The 18,710-nt window shown below is 69.9% G+C and carries 15 protein-coding genes and 1 pseudogene; 9 read left to right on the top strand and 7 right to left on the bottom strand.

The annotated features are described in order from the left end of the window. Positions 1 to 2 precede the first annotated feature (2 nt). The 5 genes from sufC to AN215_RS20325 form a co-directional block, all read right to left on the bottom strand. Entirely contained in the window at positions 3 to 767 is a 765-nt protein-coding gene (sufC, locus tag AN215_RS20345; RefSeq protein WP_070012204.1) for a Fe-S cluster assembly ATPase SufC, read from the bottom strand. Between the two features lie 7 nt (positions 768 to 774). Beyond that, a complete protein-coding gene (locus tag AN215_RS20340; protein ID WP_070012203.1) occupies positions 775 to 1,113 on the bottom strand; it encodes a non-heme iron oxygenase ferredoxin subunit in 339 nt (112 codons plus the stop codon). After that, positions 1,110 to 2,318, bottom strand: coding sequence for a Fe-S cluster assembly protein SufD (sufD, locus tag AN215_RS20335; protein ID WP_070012202.1), 1,209 nt, complete (start codon positions 2,316 to 2,318; stop codon positions 1,110 to 1,112). The genes AN215_RS20340 and sufD overlap by 4 nt, the downstream gene beginning before the upstream one ends. Before the next feature lie 111 nt (positions 2,319 to 2,429). Further along, entirely contained in the window at positions 2,430 to 3,851 is a 1,422-nt protein-coding gene (gene sufB, locus AN215_RS20330) for a Fe-S cluster assembly protein SufB (protein WP_070012201.1), read from the bottom strand. Beyond that, positions 3,848 to 4,759, bottom strand: coding sequence for a helix-turn-helix transcriptional regulator (locus AN215_RS20325; RefSeq protein WP_070012507.1), 912 nt, complete (start codon positions 4,757 to 4,759; stop codon positions 3,848 to 3,850). Before AN215_RS20325 ends, sufB begins: the two co-directional genes overlap by 4 nt. A gap of 254 nt (positions 4,760 to 5,013) precedes the next feature. Between AN215_RS20325 and AN215_RS20320 the strand changes: the two genes are divergently transcribed. The 4 genes and pseudogenes from AN215_RS20320 to AN215_RS20305 form a co-directional block, all read left to right on the top strand. Continuing rightward, positions 5,014 to 5,940, top strand: coding sequence for an ABC transporter ATP-binding protein (locus AN215_RS20320; RefSeq protein WP_070012200.1), 927 nt, complete (start codon positions 5,014 to 5,016; stop codon positions 5,938 to 5,940). A 47-nt stretch (positions 5,941 to 5,987) separates the two neighbouring features. Beyond that, positions 5,988 to 6,704 carry an ABC transporter permease gene (locus AN215_RS20315; protein ID WP_079123281.1) on the top strand — a complete coding sequence of 239 codons (717 nt, stop codon included), beginning with the start codon at positions 5,988 to 5,990 and terminating at the stop codon, positions 6,702 to 6,704. 106 nt (positions 6,705 to 6,810) lie between these two features. After that, entirely contained in the window at positions 6,811 to 7,929 is a 1,119-nt protein-coding gene (locus tag AN215_RS20310; protein WP_070012199.1) for a COX15/CtaA family protein, read from the top strand. Positions 7,930 to 8,041: 112 nt separating this feature from the next. Beyond that, positions 8,042 to 8,353 (top strand): annotated as a pseudogene (locus AN215_RS20305) (hypothetical protein); the annotation flags it as partial. Between the two features lie 264 nt (positions 8,354 to 8,617). Here the strand turns inward: AN215_RS20305 and AN215_RS20300 are convergent. Then, a complete protein-coding gene (locus tag AN215_RS20300; protein ID WP_070012198.1) occupies positions 8,618 to 9,559 on the bottom strand; it encodes a heme o synthase in 942 nt (313 codons plus the stop codon). Between the two features lie 362 nt (positions 9,560 to 9,921). Here AN215_RS20300 and tkt point away from each other — a divergent pair, with 362 nt between their 5' ends. From tkt to pgl, 5 genes are read left to right on the top strand one after another with little or no spacing between them, the layout of a single operon-like run. Continuing rightward, complete coding sequence (tkt, locus tag AN215_RS20295) at positions 9,922 to 11,997, top strand: transketolase (RefSeq protein WP_070012197.1); 2,076 nt, start codon at positions 9,922 to 9,924, stop codon at positions 11,995 to 11,997. A 54-nt stretch (positions 11,998 to 12,051) separates the two neighbouring features. Next, positions 12,052 to 13,194: a transaldolase gene (gene tal / locus AN215_RS20290; protein ID WP_070012196.1), complete on the top strand. Its 1,143-nt coding sequence runs from the start codon at positions 12,052 to 12,054 to the stop codon at positions 13,192 to 13,194. 5 nt (positions 13,195 to 13,199) lie between these two features. Next, positions 13,200 to 14,726, top strand: a complete 1,527-nt coding sequence (gene zwf, locus AN215_RS20285) for a glucose-6-phosphate dehydrogenase (protein ID WP_070012195.1) — start codon at positions 13,200 to 13,202, stop codon at positions 14,724 to 14,726. Beyond that, positions 14,723 to 15,754 (top strand): glucose-6-phosphate dehydrogenase assembly protein OpcA, encoded by a 1,032-nt coding sequence (gene opcA, locus AN215_RS30475; RefSeq protein WP_070012194.1) that lies wholly within the window; start codon positions 14,723 to 14,725, stop codon positions 15,752 to 15,754. The genes zwf and opcA overlap by 4 nt, the downstream gene beginning before the upstream one ends. Before the next feature lie 41 nt (positions 15,755 to 15,795). Further along, positions 15,796 to 16,542 carry a 6-phosphogluconolactonase gene (gene pgl, locus AN215_RS30470; RefSeq protein WP_245694610.1) on the top strand — a complete coding sequence of 249 codons (747 nt, stop codon included), beginning with the start codon at positions 15,796 to 15,798 and terminating at the stop codon, positions 16,540 to 16,542. A 140-nt stretch (positions 16,543 to 16,682) separates the two neighbouring features. Here the strand turns inward: pgl and AN215_RS20270 are convergent, their stop codons facing one another. After that, complete coding sequence (locus AN215_RS20270) at positions 16,683 to 18,149, bottom strand: Glu/Leu/Phe/Val dehydrogenase (protein WP_171904231.1); 1,467 nt, start codon at positions 18,147 to 18,149, stop codon at positions 16,683 to 16,685. Positions 18,150 to 18,710: the final 561 nt, after the last annotated feature.

Below are 18,710 nucleotides of genomic sequence, written 5' to 3'. Positions count from 1 at the left end.
GCTCACGAAGCGGCGCCCCCCTTCACGTACTCCTCGTAGCCCTCTTCCTCCAGCTTGTCGGCCAGCTCCGGACCGCCGGACTCGGCGATCCGGCCCTTGGCGAAGACGTGGACGTGGTCGGGCTTGATGTAGCGCAGGATGCGTGTGTAGTGGGTGATCAGCATGGTGCCGACCTCGCCGCTCTCGCGGACCCGGTTGACGCCCTCGGAGACCACCCGCAGCGCGTCCACGTCGAGGCCGGAGTCGGTCTCGTCGAGGATCGCGATCTTCGGCTTGAGAAGCTCCAGCTGGAGGATCTCGTGGCGCTTCTTCTCACCGCCGGAGAAGCCCTCGTTGACGTTCCGCTCGGCGAAGGACGGGTCGATCTGGAGACGCTCCATGGCCTCCTTGACCTCCTTCACCCACAGACGCAGCTTGGGCGCCTCGCCGCGCAGCGCCGTGGCCGACGTACGCAGGAAGTTGGAGACGGAGACACCGGGAACCTCGACCGGGTACTGCATGGCGAGGAAGACGCCGGCGCGGGCGCGCTCGTCCGGAGTCATCTCCAGGACGTCCTCGCCGTCGAGGGTCACCGAACCGCCGGTGATCGCGTACTTGGGGTGGCCCGCCAGCGAGTAGGCGAGCGTGGACTTGCCGGAACCGTTCGGCCCCATGATCGCGTGCGTCTCGCCCTGCTTCACGGTCAGGTCGACGCCGCGCAGGATCTCGTTCGGGCCGTTCTCGGTCTCGACGGAGACGTGCAGGTCGTTGATCTCAAGCGTTGCCATGGGGACTTCAGGACTCCTGTGTGACGGAGACGAGCACGGCCGCATCGGGCCCTTCGCCTTCGATTCGTACGGGGTAGACGGGGATGGGGCGGGTCGCGGGCAGACCCGAGGGCTTGCCCGTGCGCAGATCGAAGCTGGAACCGTGCAGCCAGCACTCGATCTGGCAGTCCTCGACCTCGCCCTCGGACAGCGAGACGTTCGCGTGCGAGCAGATGTCGTTGACCGCGAACACCTCTCCCTCCGTATGGACGAGGGCGACCGGCACGCCTTCGAGCTCCACCCGCTTGGGGGTGTCCTCCTCCAGCTCGCCGAGGGACGCCACGCGCACGAAGCCTTCGCCGCTCATACGGACGCCTCCAGCTCCGCCTCGATCTTCTCGATGAGGCGCTTCTCCACGTCCGGCAGACCGATCTGCTGGACGAGTTCGGCGAAGAAGCCCCGCACGACCAGCCGCCGTGCCTCCTGCTCGGGGATGCCCCGGGCCTGCAGGTAGAACAGCTGCTCGTCGTCGAACCGGCCGGTGGCCGAGGCATGGCCCGCCCCGACGATCTCGCCGGTCTCGATCTCGAGGTTGGGCACCGAGTCGACCCGCGCGCCGTCCGTCAGGACGAGGTTGCGGTTCAGCTCGTAGGTCTCGGTGCCGGTGGCGGCGGCACGGATCAGCACGTCGCCGATCCAGACCGCGTGCGCCTCCGCACCCTGCAGAGCGCCCTTGTAGACCACGTTGCTGCGGCAGTTGGGTGTGTCGTGGTCGACGAAGAGCCGGTGCTCCTGGTGCTGGCCGTTGTCGGTGAAGAACAGGCCGTAGAACTCCGCCTCGCCGCCCGGGCCCGCGTAGTTCACACGGGGGTGGAGACGTACGACGTCACCGCCGAAGGTGACGACGACGGACTTGAAGGAGGCGTCCCTGCCCACCAGCGCGTTGTGCTGTGAGCAGTGGACCGCCGTGTCGTCCCAGTCCTGCACGGAGACGACGGTCAGCTTGGCGCCGTCGCCGAGGACGAACTCGACGTTGGCGGCGCGCACCGCGTCACCGGTGTGGTCGATGACGATGACGGCTTCCGCGAAGTCCTTGACCTCGAAGACGGTGTGCCCGTAGGTGACGCCGCCTTCACCGTGCAGGGAAACCCGCACCGGCTCCTTGAGCACGGCCTCCTTGGGCACCGTGACGACCGTGGCCTTCTCGAAGGAGGAGAACGCCTGCGCCGCGACCCGGTCGACCGGCGTACCGGCCCGGCCGACGCGCGAGTCGTCCCGCCCCACGGTCTCCAGAGTCACGCCCTCGGGCGCGTCCACCTCGGCCTTGAGCGAGCCGGACGCCTCGGCCGTGCCGTCGTGCAGCCCCTTGAGCCGCTCGATCGGTGTGAAGCGCCACTCCTCCTCCCTGCCGTGCGGCACGGGGAAGTCCGCCACGTCGAAGGAGGGCGGTGCGCTCATCCGGGTGGCGACGGTGGACTCAGCTGCCACCGCGATCGAGCCGGTGGTGTTCGAACCGACCGGTGGGGGTCCCCCCTGGACCGTGTTCTCGGGGGAGTTCTGAGCCTCAGCCATGGCGCTCGTGTTGCTCACTCTCTGGGATCGGAAGCCTCGCAGAGGCTCTGCGGAAGCTGCCTCGGGTCAAGTCGCTTGCGGTGCGGGCCGCCCGGCGCGCGCGGACCGGCGTCAGCCGACCGCGCCCTCCATCTGCAGCTCGATCAGCCTGTTGAGCTCCAGCGCATACTCCATCGGGAGCTCCTTCGCGATGGGCTCGACGAAGCCGCGGACGATCATCGCCATCGCCTCGTCCTCGGACAGGCCCCGGCTCATCAGGTAGAAGAGCTGGTCGTCGCTGACCTTGGAGACGGTGGCCTCGTGGCCCATCGTCACGTCGTCCTCGCGGACGTCGACGTACGGATAGGTGTCGGAGCGGGAGACCGTGTCCACGAGCAGTGCGTCGCACAGCACGTTGGACTTCGAGCCCTCGGCGCCCTCGGCGATCTCGATCAGACCGCGGTAGGACGTACGGCCGCCGCTGCGGGCCACCGACTTGGAGACGATGTTGGAGGACGTACGCGGCGCCATGTGCACCATCTTCGCGCCGGCGTCCTGGTGCTGGCCCTCGCCCGCGAAGGCGACCGAGAGCGTCTCGCCCTTGGCGTGCTCGCCCATCAGGTAGACGGCGGGGTACTTCATCGTGACCTTCGAGCCGAGGTTGCCGTCGACCCACTCCATGGTCGCGCCCTCGTAGGCCACCGCGCGCTTGGTGACCAGGTTGTAGACGTTGTTCGACCAGTTCTGGATCGTCGTGTAGCGGCAGCGGCCGCCCTTCTTGACGATGATCTCGACGACGGCGGAGTGCAGCGAGTCCGAGTCGTAGATCGGAGCCGTGCAGCCCTCGACGTAGTGCACGTAGGCGTTCTCGTCGACGATGATCAGCGTCCGCTCGAACTGGCCCATGTTCTCGGTGTTGATGCGGAAGTAGGCCTGGAGCGGGATGTCGACGTGCACGCCCGGCGGCACGTAGATGAACGAACCGCCCGACCACACCGCGGTGTTGAGCGCGGCGAACTTGTTGTCACCGGGCGGGATGACCGTGCCGAAGTGCTCCTGGAAGATCTCCGGGTGCTCGCGCAGCGCCGTGTCGGTGTCCAGGAAGAGAACGCCCTGCTGCTCCAGGTCCTCACGGATCTGGTGGTAGACGACCTCCGACTCGTACTGCGCGGCGACACCGGCGACCAGGCGCTGCTTCTCCGCCTCCGGGATGCCGAGCTTGTCGTAGGTGTTCTTGATGTCCTGAGGCAGGTCGTCCCAGGTCTGGGCCTGCTTCTCCGTGGACCGGACGAAGTACTTGATGTTGTCGAAGTCGATGCCCGACAGGTCCGAGCCCCAGTTGGGCATGGGCTTCTTCTCGAAGAGGCGGTGCCCCTTCAAGCGCAGCTTCAGCATCCAGTCCGGCTCGTTCTTCTTCCCCGAGATGTCGCGGACGACCTCGTCGGAGAGGCCACGCTTCGCGGTGGCACCGGCCGTGTCGGAGTCGGACCAGCCGTACTCGTACTTGCCCAGCCCTTCGAGCTCGGGGTGAGCAGTCTCCGTAGGAGAGGTCATGCGGGGTTCCTCCCGGCGGTGTTCGCAGGTGCTGTGGTGGCGTTGCTCGCCTTGGTCTTGCTCTTGTCGGTCTTGCTTGCGTTCTTGCTCGTCTTGCTCGGGGCCTCACCGGCGGGCCTGCCGGTGGTCGTGCTGCTGGTCTCTGTGACGTTCCGGGGCTGTGACGGGGATCCGCCTCGGTGTCCCCCCGCGGAGGACGCGGGAAGGCTTCGCGGGACGAAGGTGGTGCACACCCCGTCACCGTGGGCGATCGTCGCCAGCCGCTGGACGTGGGTGCCGAGCAGGCGGGAGAAGACCTCCGTCTCCGCCTCGCACAGCTGCGGGAACTGCTCGGCGGTGTGCGCCACCGGGCAGTGGTGCTGGCAGAGCTGCTCTCCCGCGGGGGCGCCCGCGGAAGCGGGCGCGCTGCGCGCAGTGGCAGCGTACCCGTCCTTGGTCAGTGCCTCCGCCAGAGCCCGGGTGCGCTCCTCGGGCGGCACGCGCTCCAGTGCGCGCCTGTACTGCTCCGCCTGTGCGGCCACACGGGCGCGGGCGAAGTCCGCCACCGCCGCGTCGCCGCTCTCGCCGCCGCCGGCGCTCTGCGCTATCCAGCGAAGGGCGTCCGCGGCCAGCTTGTCGTAGTCCTGGTCGAAGGCGTCCCGGCCGCAGTCGGTCAGCGCGAAGACCTTCGCGGGCCGGCCCCGGCCGCGGGAGCCGTAGACCCGCTTCTCATGCGGTTCGACGACGCCGTCGCCCACCAGCGAGTCGAGATGGCGGCGGACGGCGGCCTGCGTCAGCTCCAGGCGCAGCGCCAGCTCGGCGGCGGTGGAGGGGCCGTGGTCCAGGATGGAACGCGCCACCCTGTTGCGCGTGCCGCGCTGCTCGTCCTGGCCACCCGGGCCTCCGGACTGGCCGGCCGAGCCGGGCACGGACGAACCGCCGACGGCCGCACCGGCCGCCGATCGCGTCTCGTGTCCCTCAGCCGTCTTTTTCACAACGTCATTGTTGCGTAATTCTTCGTGACGCGGCAAGCCGCCTCCTGACCTGGCGGAATGTTCTGCATCACGTAAGGGGAGCCTTACTTCCCGCTCACGGCCGCCGCACGACCGCCCCGTGCCGGGGCCCGTCACGCATCTCAACCCCCGGCAACGGACGGCACTTCGGAATCCTTAGACTCCCCCGTATGGGTAGCGGAGGGGCTCTCGAGGTCGCGGGCCTGGTGAAGCGGTACGGCAGCAGGACAGCAGTCGACGGGCTCGACCTGTCCGTCCCGCACGGCACCGTCACGGCGGTCCTCGGCCCCAACGGAGCGGGCAAGACCACCACCGTCGAGACCTGTGAGGGGTACCGCAGACCGGACGCGGGCACCGTCCGCGTCCTCGGACTCGACCCCGTCGCACAGGCCTCCCGGCTGCGCCCCCGCATCGGCGTCATGCTGCAGAGCGGCGGGGTGTATTCGGGGGCGCGCGCCGAGGAGATGCTGGCCCACATGGCCGGCCTGTACGCGAACCCGCTGCCGGTCGACTCGCTCGTCGGCACCCTCGGCCTTGAGAGCTGCGGCCGTACGCCCTACCGGCGGCTCTCCGGCGGCCAGCAGCAGCGGCTCTCGCTCGCCATGGCCGTTGTCGGCCGCCCCGAGCTGGTCTTCCTCGACGAGCCGACCGCCGGCCTCGATCCGCAGGCGCGCCGTGCCACCTGGGAACTGGTACGTGCGCTGCGCTCCGACGGAGTCACCGTCGTACTGACGACGCACCACATGGACGAGGCCGAGGAACTGGCGGACGACGTCGTCATCATCGACGACGGACGGATCGTCGCCGGCGGCTCACCCGACGAGCTGTGCCGTGGCGGCGCCGAGAACTCACTGCGCTTCACCGGACGGCCCGGCCTGGATCTGGCGTCCCTGCTCAAGGCCCTGCCCGACAACTCCGCCGCCGCCGAACTCGTCCCCGGCGGCTACCGCGTGACCGGCACCGTCGACCCGCAGCTGCTGGCCACGGTGACCTCCTGGTGCGCGCAGAACGGCGTCATGCCGGACCGCATCTCGGTCGAGCGCCGCACCCTGGAGGACGTCTTCCTGGAACTCACAGGCAAGGAGCTTCGATCGTGAGCGCCGGCACCTACTCCCCTGCCCCGGGCGCGGCGCCGCTGTGGCGCATGATCGGCACACAGGCGGCCCTCGAGACCCGGATGCTGCTGCGCAACGGCGAACAGCTGCTCCTCACCGTCGTCATCCCGACGCTGCTGCTGGTCCTCTTCAGCTCGGTCGACGTCGTGGAGCTCGGCGGCGGCGCCCGCGTCGACTTCCTCACCCCCGGCATCCTGGCGCTGGCCGTGCTCTCCACCGCCTTCACGGGCCAGGCCATCGCCACCGGGTTCGAGCGGCGCTACGGCGTACTGAAGCGGCTCGGCGTCTCACCGCTCCCCCGCTGGGGTCTGATGGCGGCGAAGACCTGCTCGGTGCTGGTCGTCGAGGCGCTGCAGGTGATGCTGCTGACCGTGGTCGCGCTCGCGCTCGGCTGGTCGCCGCACGGTGATCCCGTGGCCGTGGCTCTGCTGCTGCTCCTGGGCACGGCCGCGTTCTCCGGTCTGGGGCTGCTGCTGGCGGGGACGGTACGGGCGGAGGCCACCCTCGCCGCGGCGAACCTGATCTTCGTCCTGCTGCTGGTGGGCGGCGGTGTCGTCGTGCCTCTCGACCGCTTCCCGGACGGGGTGCAGAGCGTGCTCGGGCTGCTGCCGATTTCGGTTCTCTCCGACGGCCTGCGCGAGGTGCTCCAGCACGGCGCGGGTGTCCCGTGGGGCGGCCTCGGCGTGCTGGCCGCGTGGGCGGTGGCCGGGCTCGCCGCCGCGGCGGCTTTCTTCAAGTGGGAGTGAGGGGCTCACGCTTCAAGTGGGAGTGAGGGGCTCACGCTGACGGTTCCGCGCCCCGTCCGCCCCTCTCCCGACCCCTCGTGAATGCGCGCACAAGCTCGCCCCTACGATGTCTCCCGTGCCTCACCTGCCGAACCCGCCGAAGCTGCTCGAACTCCTGCGCAACCCGGTCGCGTACGTCGCGAAGCGCTGGACGCCCGCCCCGGGCACCGTCCGCCGGGCAGCCCTCTCGGCGCTCGTGATGAGCGTCGTCATCATCGTGACCGGCGGCGCCGTGCGCCTGACCGGCTCCGGGCTGGGCTGCGAGACGTGGCCCAAGTGCAGCAGCGACAGCCTCTACGCCACGTCGGAGATGGGCGTGCACGGGGCGATCGAGTTCGGCAACCGGATGCTGACGTACGTGCTCAGTGCCGCCGTCGGCTGGACCATCGTCGCCGCCCGGGCCGCCAAGCCGCGCCGCAGGAGCCTGAGCCGCCTGGCCTGGTCGCAGTTCTGGCTCGTGATGGGCAACGCCGTCATCGGCGGCGTCACCGTGCTGACGGAGCTCAATCCGTACACGGTCGCCGGTCACTTCCTGCTCGCCACCGGGCTGCTCACGGTCGCCACGCTGACCTGGCTGCGCGCCGGTGAGGGCGACGTACCGCCTCGTCCGCTGGCGGGCCCGCCGGTGAAGAAGCTCGCGGTCATGCTGACCTCCGTGGCCGCGGCCCTGGTGGTCGCCGGCACCGTCGTGACCGGGGCCGGGCCGCACGCGGGCGACAGCAGCGAGGTGCCTCGCATGCCCGTCGACGTCGAGGTGGCCGCTCAGGTGCACGCCGCCCTGGCCTGGATCGTGGTCGCTCTGACGCTGGCGGTGTGGCTCGTCCTGCGCGCCTTCGACGCGCCCGAGGGCCCGCGGCGCCGCACCCGCGAACTGCTGACCGTGCTGCTCGCGCAGGGAGTCATCGGCTACGTCCAGTACCTCACGGACGTGCCCGAGGTCCTGGTCGGACTGCATCTGCTGGGCGCGGCCCTCGTGTGGATCGCGACGCTGCGCCTTCTGCTGTCGCTGCGGGAGCGCGGACTCCCGGTCGGCATCACCCCGGAGAAGCTCCGCACGGCGGCACCCGGCGGAACGCCTCGCGACGCCGGGTCCGCGTCCGGCGGCCCCGCCCCGGCGGCAGCTGTGCCGGCCCCCGCGGACGTTGACCGGGACAGGCCCGCCGCGGCCTCGCCGTCCGGTCAGTAGCTCCCGCCGGACCGTGCGCCGGTCCCTGCCGGACGTGCTCCCGGCGTGTGGCATCGGTCTCCCGTCCCGCGGGCCCGTGGCCGCCCCGTATACCCGCCGGTAGCATCGAGACATGGCAGACAGCAGCAAGCGGGCCGCCAAGCTCGCCAAGGAGATCACCGCGTTCGCGCAGCGGCACGGCGGCAGCGCGGACGGACAGATCGCCTACGTGGGTCAGGCCGGTGCCCGTATCTCCCTCGTCGGCGCGGACGGGACCTGGGGCGACCTGATGGCTCCGTCGGCCGGGACGGCCCGCCAGGCCACGGAGCTGGCGGGCATCACCGTGCACGAGTCGTTCGACGGCGAGATGGCCGCGAAGATGGAGACCGGCCCCTACGAGTGGAGCCGTATGGCGGGCATCCAGCTCGGCGGGGAGGCCGGCGGCAGCCGCAGCTCCGCCGGCGAGGGCTCCGCGAGCCCGGCGGGCTCTTCCGGCTCCGCAGGCGCCACTGGCTCGGCGGGCTCCTCCGGCTCCGCGGACGCCTGACGCCCGGCACCTGACTCAGCGCACCACGAACCGTTCCGGGGGGAGCGGTGAGGGCCCGGACCACCGTCACTGGTCCGGGCCCTCACGTGTGTACGGGCGGGACGTCGCGACGGGCGCCGCCTCCCGGCGCAGGCCGCGCCTCCCTGCGCGGGCCGCTCTTCCTCAGCGCAGGAAGGGGTCGACCGCGACCGCTACGAACAGCAGCGAGACGTAAGTGATCGACCAGTGGAAGAGCCGCATCTCCTTCAGCTTGGCGCCCGTCGCCCCGGACTTGGCCCGCGACAGCAGCGCGTGGGCCTCCCAGAGCCACCAGCCGCCCGACGCCAGGGCGACGCTGGTGTAGAACCAGCCGACGTACCCCAGCGGCCACAGCAGCAGCGAGACCGCGACCATCATCCAGCTGTACAGCACGATCTGACGTGCCACCGCGGAGTTCGTCGCGACGACGGGAAGCATGGGCACGCCGACGCGCGCGTAGTCCTCGCGCACCTTCATCGACAGCGGCCAGTAGTGCGGCGGCGTCCAGAAGAACATGACGAGGAAGAGGATGACGGCGGCCCAGCTGACCTCGTTGCGCACCGAGGACCAGCCGATGAGGACGGGCATGCAGCCCGCGATGCCGCCCCACACGATGTTCTGTGAGGTGCGCCGCTTGAGCACCATCGTGTAGAGCAGGACGTAGAAGAGCAGCGCGCCCAGGGAGAGCGCCGCCGAGAGCCAGTTGACGAGCAGTCCGAACCACAGAGTGGAGCCGACGGCCAGTGTCAGCCCGAAGACGAGGCCCTCGCGCGGAGTGAGGACCCCGGTCACCAGGGGGCGCTTCTCGGTGCGGTGCATCAGCGCGTCGATGTCGCGGTCGACGTACATGTTCAGCGCGTTGGCGCCGCCCGCGGAGAGATAGCCGCCGGCACAGGTCGTCACGACGAGCCACATGTCGGGGACGCCCTGGGCGGCGAGGAACATCACCGGAATCGTGGTGATGAGCAGCAGTTCGATGATGCGGGGCTTCGTCAGAGCGACGTATGCCTTGAGGCGGGCACCGAACGACCGGTCCACGGTGCTGGTCTCGAGCACCCCCGCTGGACGGGATCCGACGGCCGTCACTTACACCCCTGATGACTTCATGAATGCGAGCGTGAACGGGCCACGTTCCGTAGGGCTCGCGCGTACCAAGCCACTTTAGACCGCGCCGGTGTCCGGCCTGCGCGGGGGGTGCGGCGGCACTCCCGGAGCCGCCATCGGGGGGCAGGGGCGGGGCCTCCGGTCCGGCTGTGCCACGTGCGCCACGGCTGTGCTGAATGGCGCCCGGAGGGAATCCCGTCCGGGCGGTTCGCTGTTGCCGTAAGTGTCGGTGTGCCGTTGGTGAGCACCCGGAAGAGATGCGTGTAGCACAGGGGTACGCTCGACACCGCCGGTGAGCGCAACGCACCGGACACCGAACTTGTGGAGAGGAGCCCTGACCCAGGGTGAGCACGAAGCCGACCACCACAGACCTCGAATGGACCGATCTGGACCAACGGGCTGTCGACACCGTCCGGGTTCTGGCCATGGATTCCGTGCAGAAGGTCGGCAACGGCCACCCCGGCACGGCCATGGCACTCGCACCGGCGGCCTACCTGATCTTCCAGAAGCTGATGCGCCACGATCCGGCCGACCCCGACTGGCCGGGCCGCGACCGGTTCGTCCTCTCCGTCGGCCACTCCAGCCTGACGCTCTACATCCAGCTCTACCTTGCCGGTTACGGCCTGGAGCTGGACGATCTCAAGACCTTCCGCACGTGGGACAGCAAGACGCCCGGCCACCCGGAACACGGCCACACGGTCGGTGTGGAGACGACGACCGGCCCGCTGGGCCAGGGCGTCGCCAACGCCGTGGGCATGGCGATGGCGGCCCGCTACGAGCGCGGCCTCTACGACCCGGACACCCCCGCCGGCGAGTCCCCGTTCGACCACACCATCTGGGCGTTCGCCAGCGACGGCGACCTCCAGGAAGGCGTCTCGGGTGAGGCGTCCTCCCTCGCGGGTCATCAGAAGCTCGGCAACCTCGTCGTGATGTGGGACGACAATCACATCTCCATCGAGGGCGACACCGAGACCGCCTTCTCCGAGGACTCCGTCAAGCGGTACGAGTCCTACGGCTGGCACGTGCAGCGCGTCGATCCGCTGCCCAACGGGGATCTCGACCCCCACGCCCTCTACAAGGCGTTCAAGGCCGCGAAGGCGGAGACCTCGCGCCCGTCCTTCATCGCCGTACGCTCCATCATCGCCTGGCCCGCGCCCGACGCGCAGAACACCGGTGCGGCGCACGGGGCGGCGCTCGGCGAGGAGGAGGTCGCCAAGACCAAGAAGGTCCTCGGCTTCGACGCCGAGCGGCACTTCGAGGTCGGCACGGACGTCCTGGAGCACACCCGCAAGGCGTGGGACCGCGGACGCGAGTCACGTGCCGCCTGGGAGAAGCACTTCGCGGAGTGGCGTTCGGCGAACTCCGAGCGTGCGGCCGAGTTCGACCGCATCCGCGCGGGAGACCTGCCCGACGGCTGGGAGAAGGCGCTCCCTTCGTTCGAGCCCGGCAAGGACATGGCCACCCGCAAGGCCTCCGGGGCAGTGCTCAAGGCCCTCGGTCCGAAGATCCCGGAGCTGTGGGGCGGGTCGGCCGACCTCGCCGGCTCCAACAACACCTCGTTCGACGAGAGTTCGTTCCTGCCGGAGGGCAACCCGCTGCCCGGTGCGGACCGTTACGGGCGCACGGTCCACTTCGGCATCCGCGAGCACTCGATGGGCGCGACCATGAACGGAATCGCGCTGCACGGCAACACCCGCGTCTACGGCGGCACGTTCCTCACCTTCTCCGACTACATGCGTCCAGCCGTGCGGCTCGCGGCGCTGATGAAGGCCCCCGTCACGTACGTGTGGACGCACGACTCCATCGGTCTCGGCGAGGACGGCCCCACGCACCAGCCGGTCGAGCACCTGCCGGCTCTGCGCGCCATCCCCGGCCTGAACATCGTCCGCCCGGCGGACGCGAACGAGACGGCGATCGCCTGGGCCGAGGTGCTGCGCCGGCACGGCGACAAGCCCGCCCCGCACGGCCTGGCGCTGACCAGGCAGAACGTCCCCACCTACGAGCCCAACCACGAGGCCGCCAAGGGCGGGTACGTGATGTTCGAGGCGGACGGCGGCGAGCCGCAGGTGATCCTCATCGGCACGGGCTCCGAGGTCCAGCTGGCGGTCGAGGCGCGAGACGTCCTCCAGGCGGAGGGTGTGCGTACGCGGGTCGTGTCGATGCCGTCCGTGGAATGGTTCGAGGAGCAGGACCAGGCGTACAAGGACAGCGTGCTGCTGCCGACCGTGCGGGCGCGGGTGGCGGTCGAGGCGGCGGTCGGTCTGACCTGGTACCGGTACGTCGGTGACGCGGGGCGGATCGTCTCGCTGGAGCACTACGGCGCGTCCGCCGACTACAAGACGCTCTACCGGGAGTTCGGGCTCACTGCCGAGGCGGTCGTCTCGGCCGCGCGGGAGTCGCTCGATGCCGCCTCCCGCTGACGCCGCGCCCCGGCACGTACAGCGAAGCTACGACAAGCAGGAGATGCAATTCCCATGACAGACGCTCTCAAGCGCCTCTCCGACGAAGGCGTCGCGATCTGGCTGGATGACCTGTCCCGTCACCGGATCACGTCGGGCAACCTCGGCGAACTCATCGACGAGCAGCACGTGGTGGGCGTCACCACGAATCCGACGATCTTCCAGAAGGCCATCTCTTCCGACGACAAGTACGACCAGCAGGTCTCCGACCTCGCCTCTCGCGGCGTCACCGTCGAGGAGGCGCTCCGCATGATCACCACCGCCGACGTGCGGGACGCCGCGGACGTGCTGCGGCCGGTCTTCGACGCCACCGGCGGCAAGGACGGCCGTGTCTCCATCGAGGTCGATCCCCGGCTGGCGCACAAGACCAAGCCGACCGTCGCCGAGGCGCGTCAGCTGGCCTGGCTGGTGGACCGTCCCAACACCTTCATCAAGATCCCGGCGACCAGGGCGGGCCTGCCCGCGATCACCGAGACCATCGGCAAGGGGATCAGCGTCAACGTGACGCTGATCTTCTCCCTGGAGCGGTACCGCGAGGTCATGGACGCCTTCCAGGCCGGGCTGGAGAAGGCCAAGGCCCTCGGCCTCGACCTCTCGGCGATCCACTCGGTGGCGTCCTTCTTCGTCTCCCGCGTCGACACCGAGATCGACAAGCGGCTCGACGCGCTGGGCACCGACGAGGCGAAGGAGCTGAAGGGCAAGGCGGCCGTCGCCAACGCCCGCCTCGCCTACCAGGCTTACGAGCAGGTCTTCGGCCCCGCCGACGGTTCCTCCGAGCCGCCCGAGCGCTGGCGCGTCCTGGAGCGCGCCGGTGCCAACAGCCAGCGCCCGCTGTGGGCCTCCACGGGCGTGAAGGACCCCTCGCTCTCCGACACCCTCTACGTGACGGAGCTGGTCGCGCCGAACACGGTCAACACCATGCCGGAGGCGACCTTGAAGGCCACCGACGACCACGGTGAGATCACCGGCGACACGGTCCGCGGCAGCTACGCGGACGCGCAGGCGGTGCTCGACGCCGTCGCCGCCGCGGGCATCTCCTACGACGACGTGGTCCAGGTCCTGGAGGACGAGGGCGTGGAGAAGTTCGAGGCGTCCTGGAACGAACTGCTGTCTTCCACCGAGGCGGAGCTCAAGCGCCTCACGCCGAAGGAGGCGTAAGGAAGTTGACCGACGCAGCCAATCCGCTGCGTGACGCACTGGACCGGCGGCTCCCGCGCATCGCGGGACCGTCGGGGCTGGTCATTTTCGGCGTCACGGGTGATTTGTCACGTAAAAAGCTGATGCCCGCCGTATACGACCTCGCGAACCGCGGCCTGCTCCCGCCGGGTTTCTCCCTCGTCGGCTTCGCGCGGAGGGACTGGGAGCACGAGGACTTCGCACAGGTCGTACACGACTCCGTGAAGGAACACGCGCGGACGCCCTTCCGCGAGGAGGTCTGGAAGCAGCTCTCGCAGGGGATGCGCTTCGTGCCCGGCGTCTTCGACGACGACGAGGCGTTCCGCACGCTGAAGTCGACCATCGAGGAGCTGGACAAGTCCCGTGGTACGGGCGGCAACTTCGCCTTCTATCTCTCCGTGCCGCCGAAGTTCTTCCCCACCGTCGTCTCCCAGCTGAAGAAGCACGGCCTCTCGGAGAGCGCCGAGGGCTCGTGGCGCCGCGCGGTCATCGAGAAGCCCTTCGGGCACGATCTGCCCAGCGCCCAGAAGCTCAACGCGATCGTCCACGACGTCTTCCACCCCGACCAGGTCTTCCGCATCGACCACTACCTGGGCAAGGAGACCGTCCAGAACATCCTGGCGCTGCGGTTCGCCAACACGATGTTCGAGCCGCTGTGGAACCGCAGTTACGTCGACCACGTACAGATCACAATGGCCGAGGACATCGGCATCGGCGGCCGCGCGGGCTACTACGACGGCATCGGCTCGGCCCGCGACGTCATCCAGAACCACCTGCTCCAGCTCCTCGCCCTCACGGCGATGGAGGAGCCGGCCTCCTTCGGCGCCAAAGCCCTGCTCACCGAGAAGCTGAAGGTGCTCAACGCGGTGCGTCTGCCGCGTGAGCTGGGCAAGCACACCGTCCGCGGCCAGTACGCGGCCGGCTGGCAGGGCGGCGAGAAAGTGCGCGGCTATCTGCAGGAGGAGGGCATCGACCCGAAGTCGAACACCGACACCTTCGCCGCGATGCGTCTGGAGATCGACAACCGCCGCTGGGCCGGGGTGCCGTTCTACCTCCGCACGGGCAAGCGCCTGGGCCGCCGCGTCACCGAGATCGCGGTCGTCTTCCAGCGCGCACCGCACTCCCCCTTCGACGCGACCGACACCCAGGAACTGGGCCAGAACGCCCTGGTCATCCGCGTACAGCCGGACGAGGGCATCACCATCCGGTTCGGCTCGAAGGTGCCCGGCACGCAGATGGAGATCCGGGACGTGACCATGGACTTCGCCTACGGCGAGTCCTTCACCGAGTCCAGCCCCGAGGCGTACGAACGCCTCCTCCTCGACGTCCTGCTCGGTGACGCGAACCTCTTCCCGCGCCACCAGGAGGTCGAGCGGTCCTGGGAGATCCTCGACCCCGTCGAGCACTACTGGGACAAGCACGGCAAGCCCGAGCAGTACGCCGCCGGCACCTGGGGCCCTCAGGGCGCCGACGAGATGCTCGCACGCGACGGACGGAGCTGGCGCCGGCCATGAACATCGACCTCACGGACACCACTTCGAGCCAGATCAACACCACACTCGTACAGGCGCGCCGTTCGATCGGCTCCCCCGCCGTCGGCATGGTCCTCACGCTGGTGATCGTCACGGACGAGGGCAATCACTACGACGCCCTGAAGGCGGCGAGCGAGGCCTCGAAGGAGCACCCTTCGCGCATCCTCGTCGTCATCCGCAGGCCCGGCCGCTCTCCCCGTGACCGCGCGTCGGCCAGGCTCGACGCCGAAGTGCGGGTGGGCAGCGACTCGGGCACCGGGGAGACCGTACTGCTGCGCCTGCACGGCGAGTTGGCCTCACACGCCTACAGCGTCGTGCTTCCGCTGCTGCTGCCGGACGCGCCCGTCGTCGTCTGGTGGCCGGAGGACGCCCCCGAGCATCCGTCGGAGGACAAACTCGGCACGCTCGCACAGCGGCGCATCACCGACGCCGCGGCCGCGGAGGACCCGGTCGGTGCGCTCAAGCTGCGCGGCGAGACGTACGCGCCCGGCGACACCGACCTGTCCTGGACCCGGCTGACTCCATGGCGCAGCGTGCTCGCCGCGGGCCTGGACCAGCAGTCGCTGAAGGTGCGTTCCGCGGTGGTCGAGGGCGAGGGCGACAACCCCTCGACGGAACTGCTGGCGCTGTGGCTGGCCGAGCGCCTGCGCGTATCCGTGGAGCGCAAGGTCACGGAGGGCCCCGGCATCACCGCCGTACGGATGGGTACAGCCGACGGCGACATCTGCCTGGACCGTGCGGACGGCTCGCTCGCCGAGCTGGCCGTGCCCGGGCAGCCCGACCGCCATGTGGCACTGCACCGGCGCGGCACGGCCGAGCTGATCGCGGAGGAGCTGCGCCGTCTGGACCCGGACGAGGCCTACGCGTCGGCCGTGCAGTACGGCATCAAACAGCTGGCCAAAGCAGGCGGCAAGGGCAACGGCGGCGCAGCACGGAGCGCCGGACCGCCGCAGCCGGGCGCGGCGAAGAAGACCGCCAAGACCCCGGCGAAGAAGGCGACGAAGAAGTGAGCGCAGCCGCCCAGGTCTTCGTGCACCGCGACAAGGACGAGATGGCCCGGGCGGCCGCCGCGCGCCTCTCCGCCCGCATCGCCGAAGCACAGTCGGCGCGCGGCAGCGCCTCGGTAGTGCTGACGGGCGGGCGCAACGGCAACGGTCTGCTCTCCGCTCTGGCCTCCTCCGCCGGACGGGAGTCCGTCGACTTCTCCCGGCTGGACCTGTGGTGGGGCGACGAGCGGTTCCTGCCGGAGGGCGACCCGGACCGCAACGTCACACAGGCCCGCGAGGCCCTTCTGGACTCGGTGCCGCTCGACCCTGCGCGCGTACACGCCATGGCCGCGTCCGACGGTCCGTACGCGGGGGACGTGGAGGCCGCGGCCGAGGCGTACGAGACCGAACTGGCCGCCGCCGCACGCTCCGAGGACCGTCCCGGGGGCCGGGCGCGCGTCCCCGCCTTCGACGTGCTGCTGCTGGGCGTGGGCCCGGACACCCATGTGGCGTCGCTCTTCCCGGAGCTCCCGGGCGTACGGGAGACCGAACGCATGGTCGTCGGTGTTCAGGACGCCCCCAAGCCGCCGCCCGTACGCATCTCGCTCACGCTGCCGGCCATCCGCGCGGCACGCGAGGTGTGGCTGCTGGCAGCAGGCGAGGACAAGGCGCAGGCTGCGGCTCTCGCCATGTCGGGCCCCGGCGAGGTGCAGGCACCGGCGTCAGGCGCGTACGGCACGGAGCGCACGCTGTGGCTGCTGGACGAGGCCGCCGCGGCACGGCTGCCGGGCGACCTGATCCAAGGCGGGTGAGTCACGGGGATTGTTCTCCGGATCTCCGGATCTCCGCGGGACCGCGGCGGTCCGGAAACACCTCCCCGACCCGAAACCCAAGTGCCCTGCGACCGGCGGAAACCGGTGGCAGGGCACTTCCCGTTGCGCGTCAGCCCGGCTCAGGGCTGGGCGGAGTCCGCTTCGTCGGCGGGGCCCGGCCAGTACGCCGGGTAGGCGGCGGCCGGTTGCCGTCCGGCCTCCAGGGTGTTCTCGACCACGGCCGACCCCGGGAAGGCCGCGTTCGGGGCGTGCATGACGGCCTCGGCGAGGTCGGCCGCCTGGGCCTCGGTGATGTCCGGGGCGTGCGAGAGCGTGGCGGCCGCTTCTGCGGCCACGTCCGGGATCTGCGTCCCCTGCGGCGTCTCGGGGAAGAGGTCGCGGAAGGCCACGGCTCCGCCCATCTCGTCGATCATCCGCTGCGAGTTCTCCTTCGCGAAACGCACTCCCGCGGTCCGCACGGACGTCCCGCTCTCCGCGGCCCTGCTCAGCAGGTTCCGTACGAGCGGACGCATCTGCTCGGACAGCCGGGCGCACGCACCGGCGGGGCTGACCACCTCGCCGAGGATGACCCACCAGGCTCCGGCGGCGGCACCGGTGTTCGCGATGAAATCGGGGATCACCGTCACCCCGCGCTCCAGCAGACGCTCCTCGGCCTCGGGGGTGGTGGGCACGTTCGCCGCCTCCACCACGAACCTGCCGCGGATGCGGTCGCAGTTGTCCGAGGTGATCGTGTGTCCGACGGCCGCGGGCACCAGCACGTCAGCGTCCATGTCCAGCCACTCGTCGCCGGGTGCCTCCATGTCGTCCTCGCGCAGCACGGAGCGGTCGATGACACCGCCCGTCGTCCGTGCGGACAGCAGGAGTTCGACGTCGAGACCGCGCGAGGTGTTGAGGATCAGGCCCCGTGCGTCGGTGATGCCGACGATCTTCACCCCAGCACGTGCGAGGTAGAGCGCCGTCGATCCGCCCATCGCACCGAAGCCCTGCACGACCGCGCGCGCCGTCTCCGCCGGGATGTCCTCGTGCTCCAGGGCCGCCAGGGCGGACTCCGCGACGCCGTAGCCGCCGATGAGTTCCGAGAGCAGGAGCCCGTCCGTCCGCGTGGTGAACGCCTGCTGGATACGGGACCGGACCTCGGCCTGGTCCGGTGAACGGACCACGGCGGCGTGGAAGGAGGTCTCACCGATGCCGACCCGGGAGAATGCCCGGTCGAGCTGCTCCTGCTGCGTACCGAGGTCGCCGGCGGTGACCCAGAAGCGTTCGAGCAGCGGCCGGACCCCCTGGAGGAAGCGCTCACGCACCTCCTCGGCCCGCGGGTCCTCGGAGTCGAAGTCGATGCCGCCCTTGGCGCCGCCGACGTGAATCCCGAAGGCACCCATCTTCAGGGTCATCTCCCGGGCCAGTTCCGCCACTTCGCCGAGTGTGCACCCCGGCCGCATGCGCAGTCCGCCGGTGGCGATGCCGGTCACCAACTGGTCGATGACGACGAACCCGCGAGCCGAGGTCTGGTTGTCACGCCACGTGATCTGCAGATAGGGCTCATGCTCAAGCACCTGCAGTTGCGTCTCGACAGCTGTTTGTGTCACTTGGCACTCACCCTTTCTAGTTACTGATAGGCAGTTACTCACGCGTGGTGACTACTCACACGTGGGACTTACGGCGACCCGGCCGGAGAACCGGCAGTCGCTTTGTTACTCCCGGGGAACTGAAGACAGGAATTGTTGCGTTGAATCGAGCCGCTGCGCGCGCTCGGAAACCAGCGACGACCGTACAGGCAGGACGAATTACGCTCGCAGGGCACACTTGTGGCGAGCCCTCAACACGAGCGCAATAAAAGGTTCATCGGAATACGCAGAGAACGCATCTGGTTGCGTTGTGCGTAGCGCCCACTGTGAGGTCGGGCTTCATCCCTTGTCAAGCGGTCTCTTGGGTTGAGTCCGGGGCCGGTTTTCGCCCTCCGCACGGCCCTTTCGGACCGGAAAGAAAATGCAGCTCAGGGCGGTCGGCAGAACCGCCCGGGAGGGGGCTGACGGAAAATCAGCCCCGTACGGCCCTGACGGCAGAGGACGCCCTCGCGCGGCGAAAGCGTCCCCCATCGGTCACCGGCTTGGTCCGGCGGCCCCTCCGGCACAGCCGGAGGGGCCGAT

The organism is Streptomyces abyssalis (genome assembly GCF_001751365.1).
GTDB lineage: Bacteria > Actinomycetota > Actinomycetes > Streptomycetales > Streptomycetaceae > Streptomyces > Streptomyces abyssalis.
The sequence above is the reverse complement of the archived record's forward strand: the minus strand, read 5'-3'. Positions and strand labels throughout refer to the sequence as shown.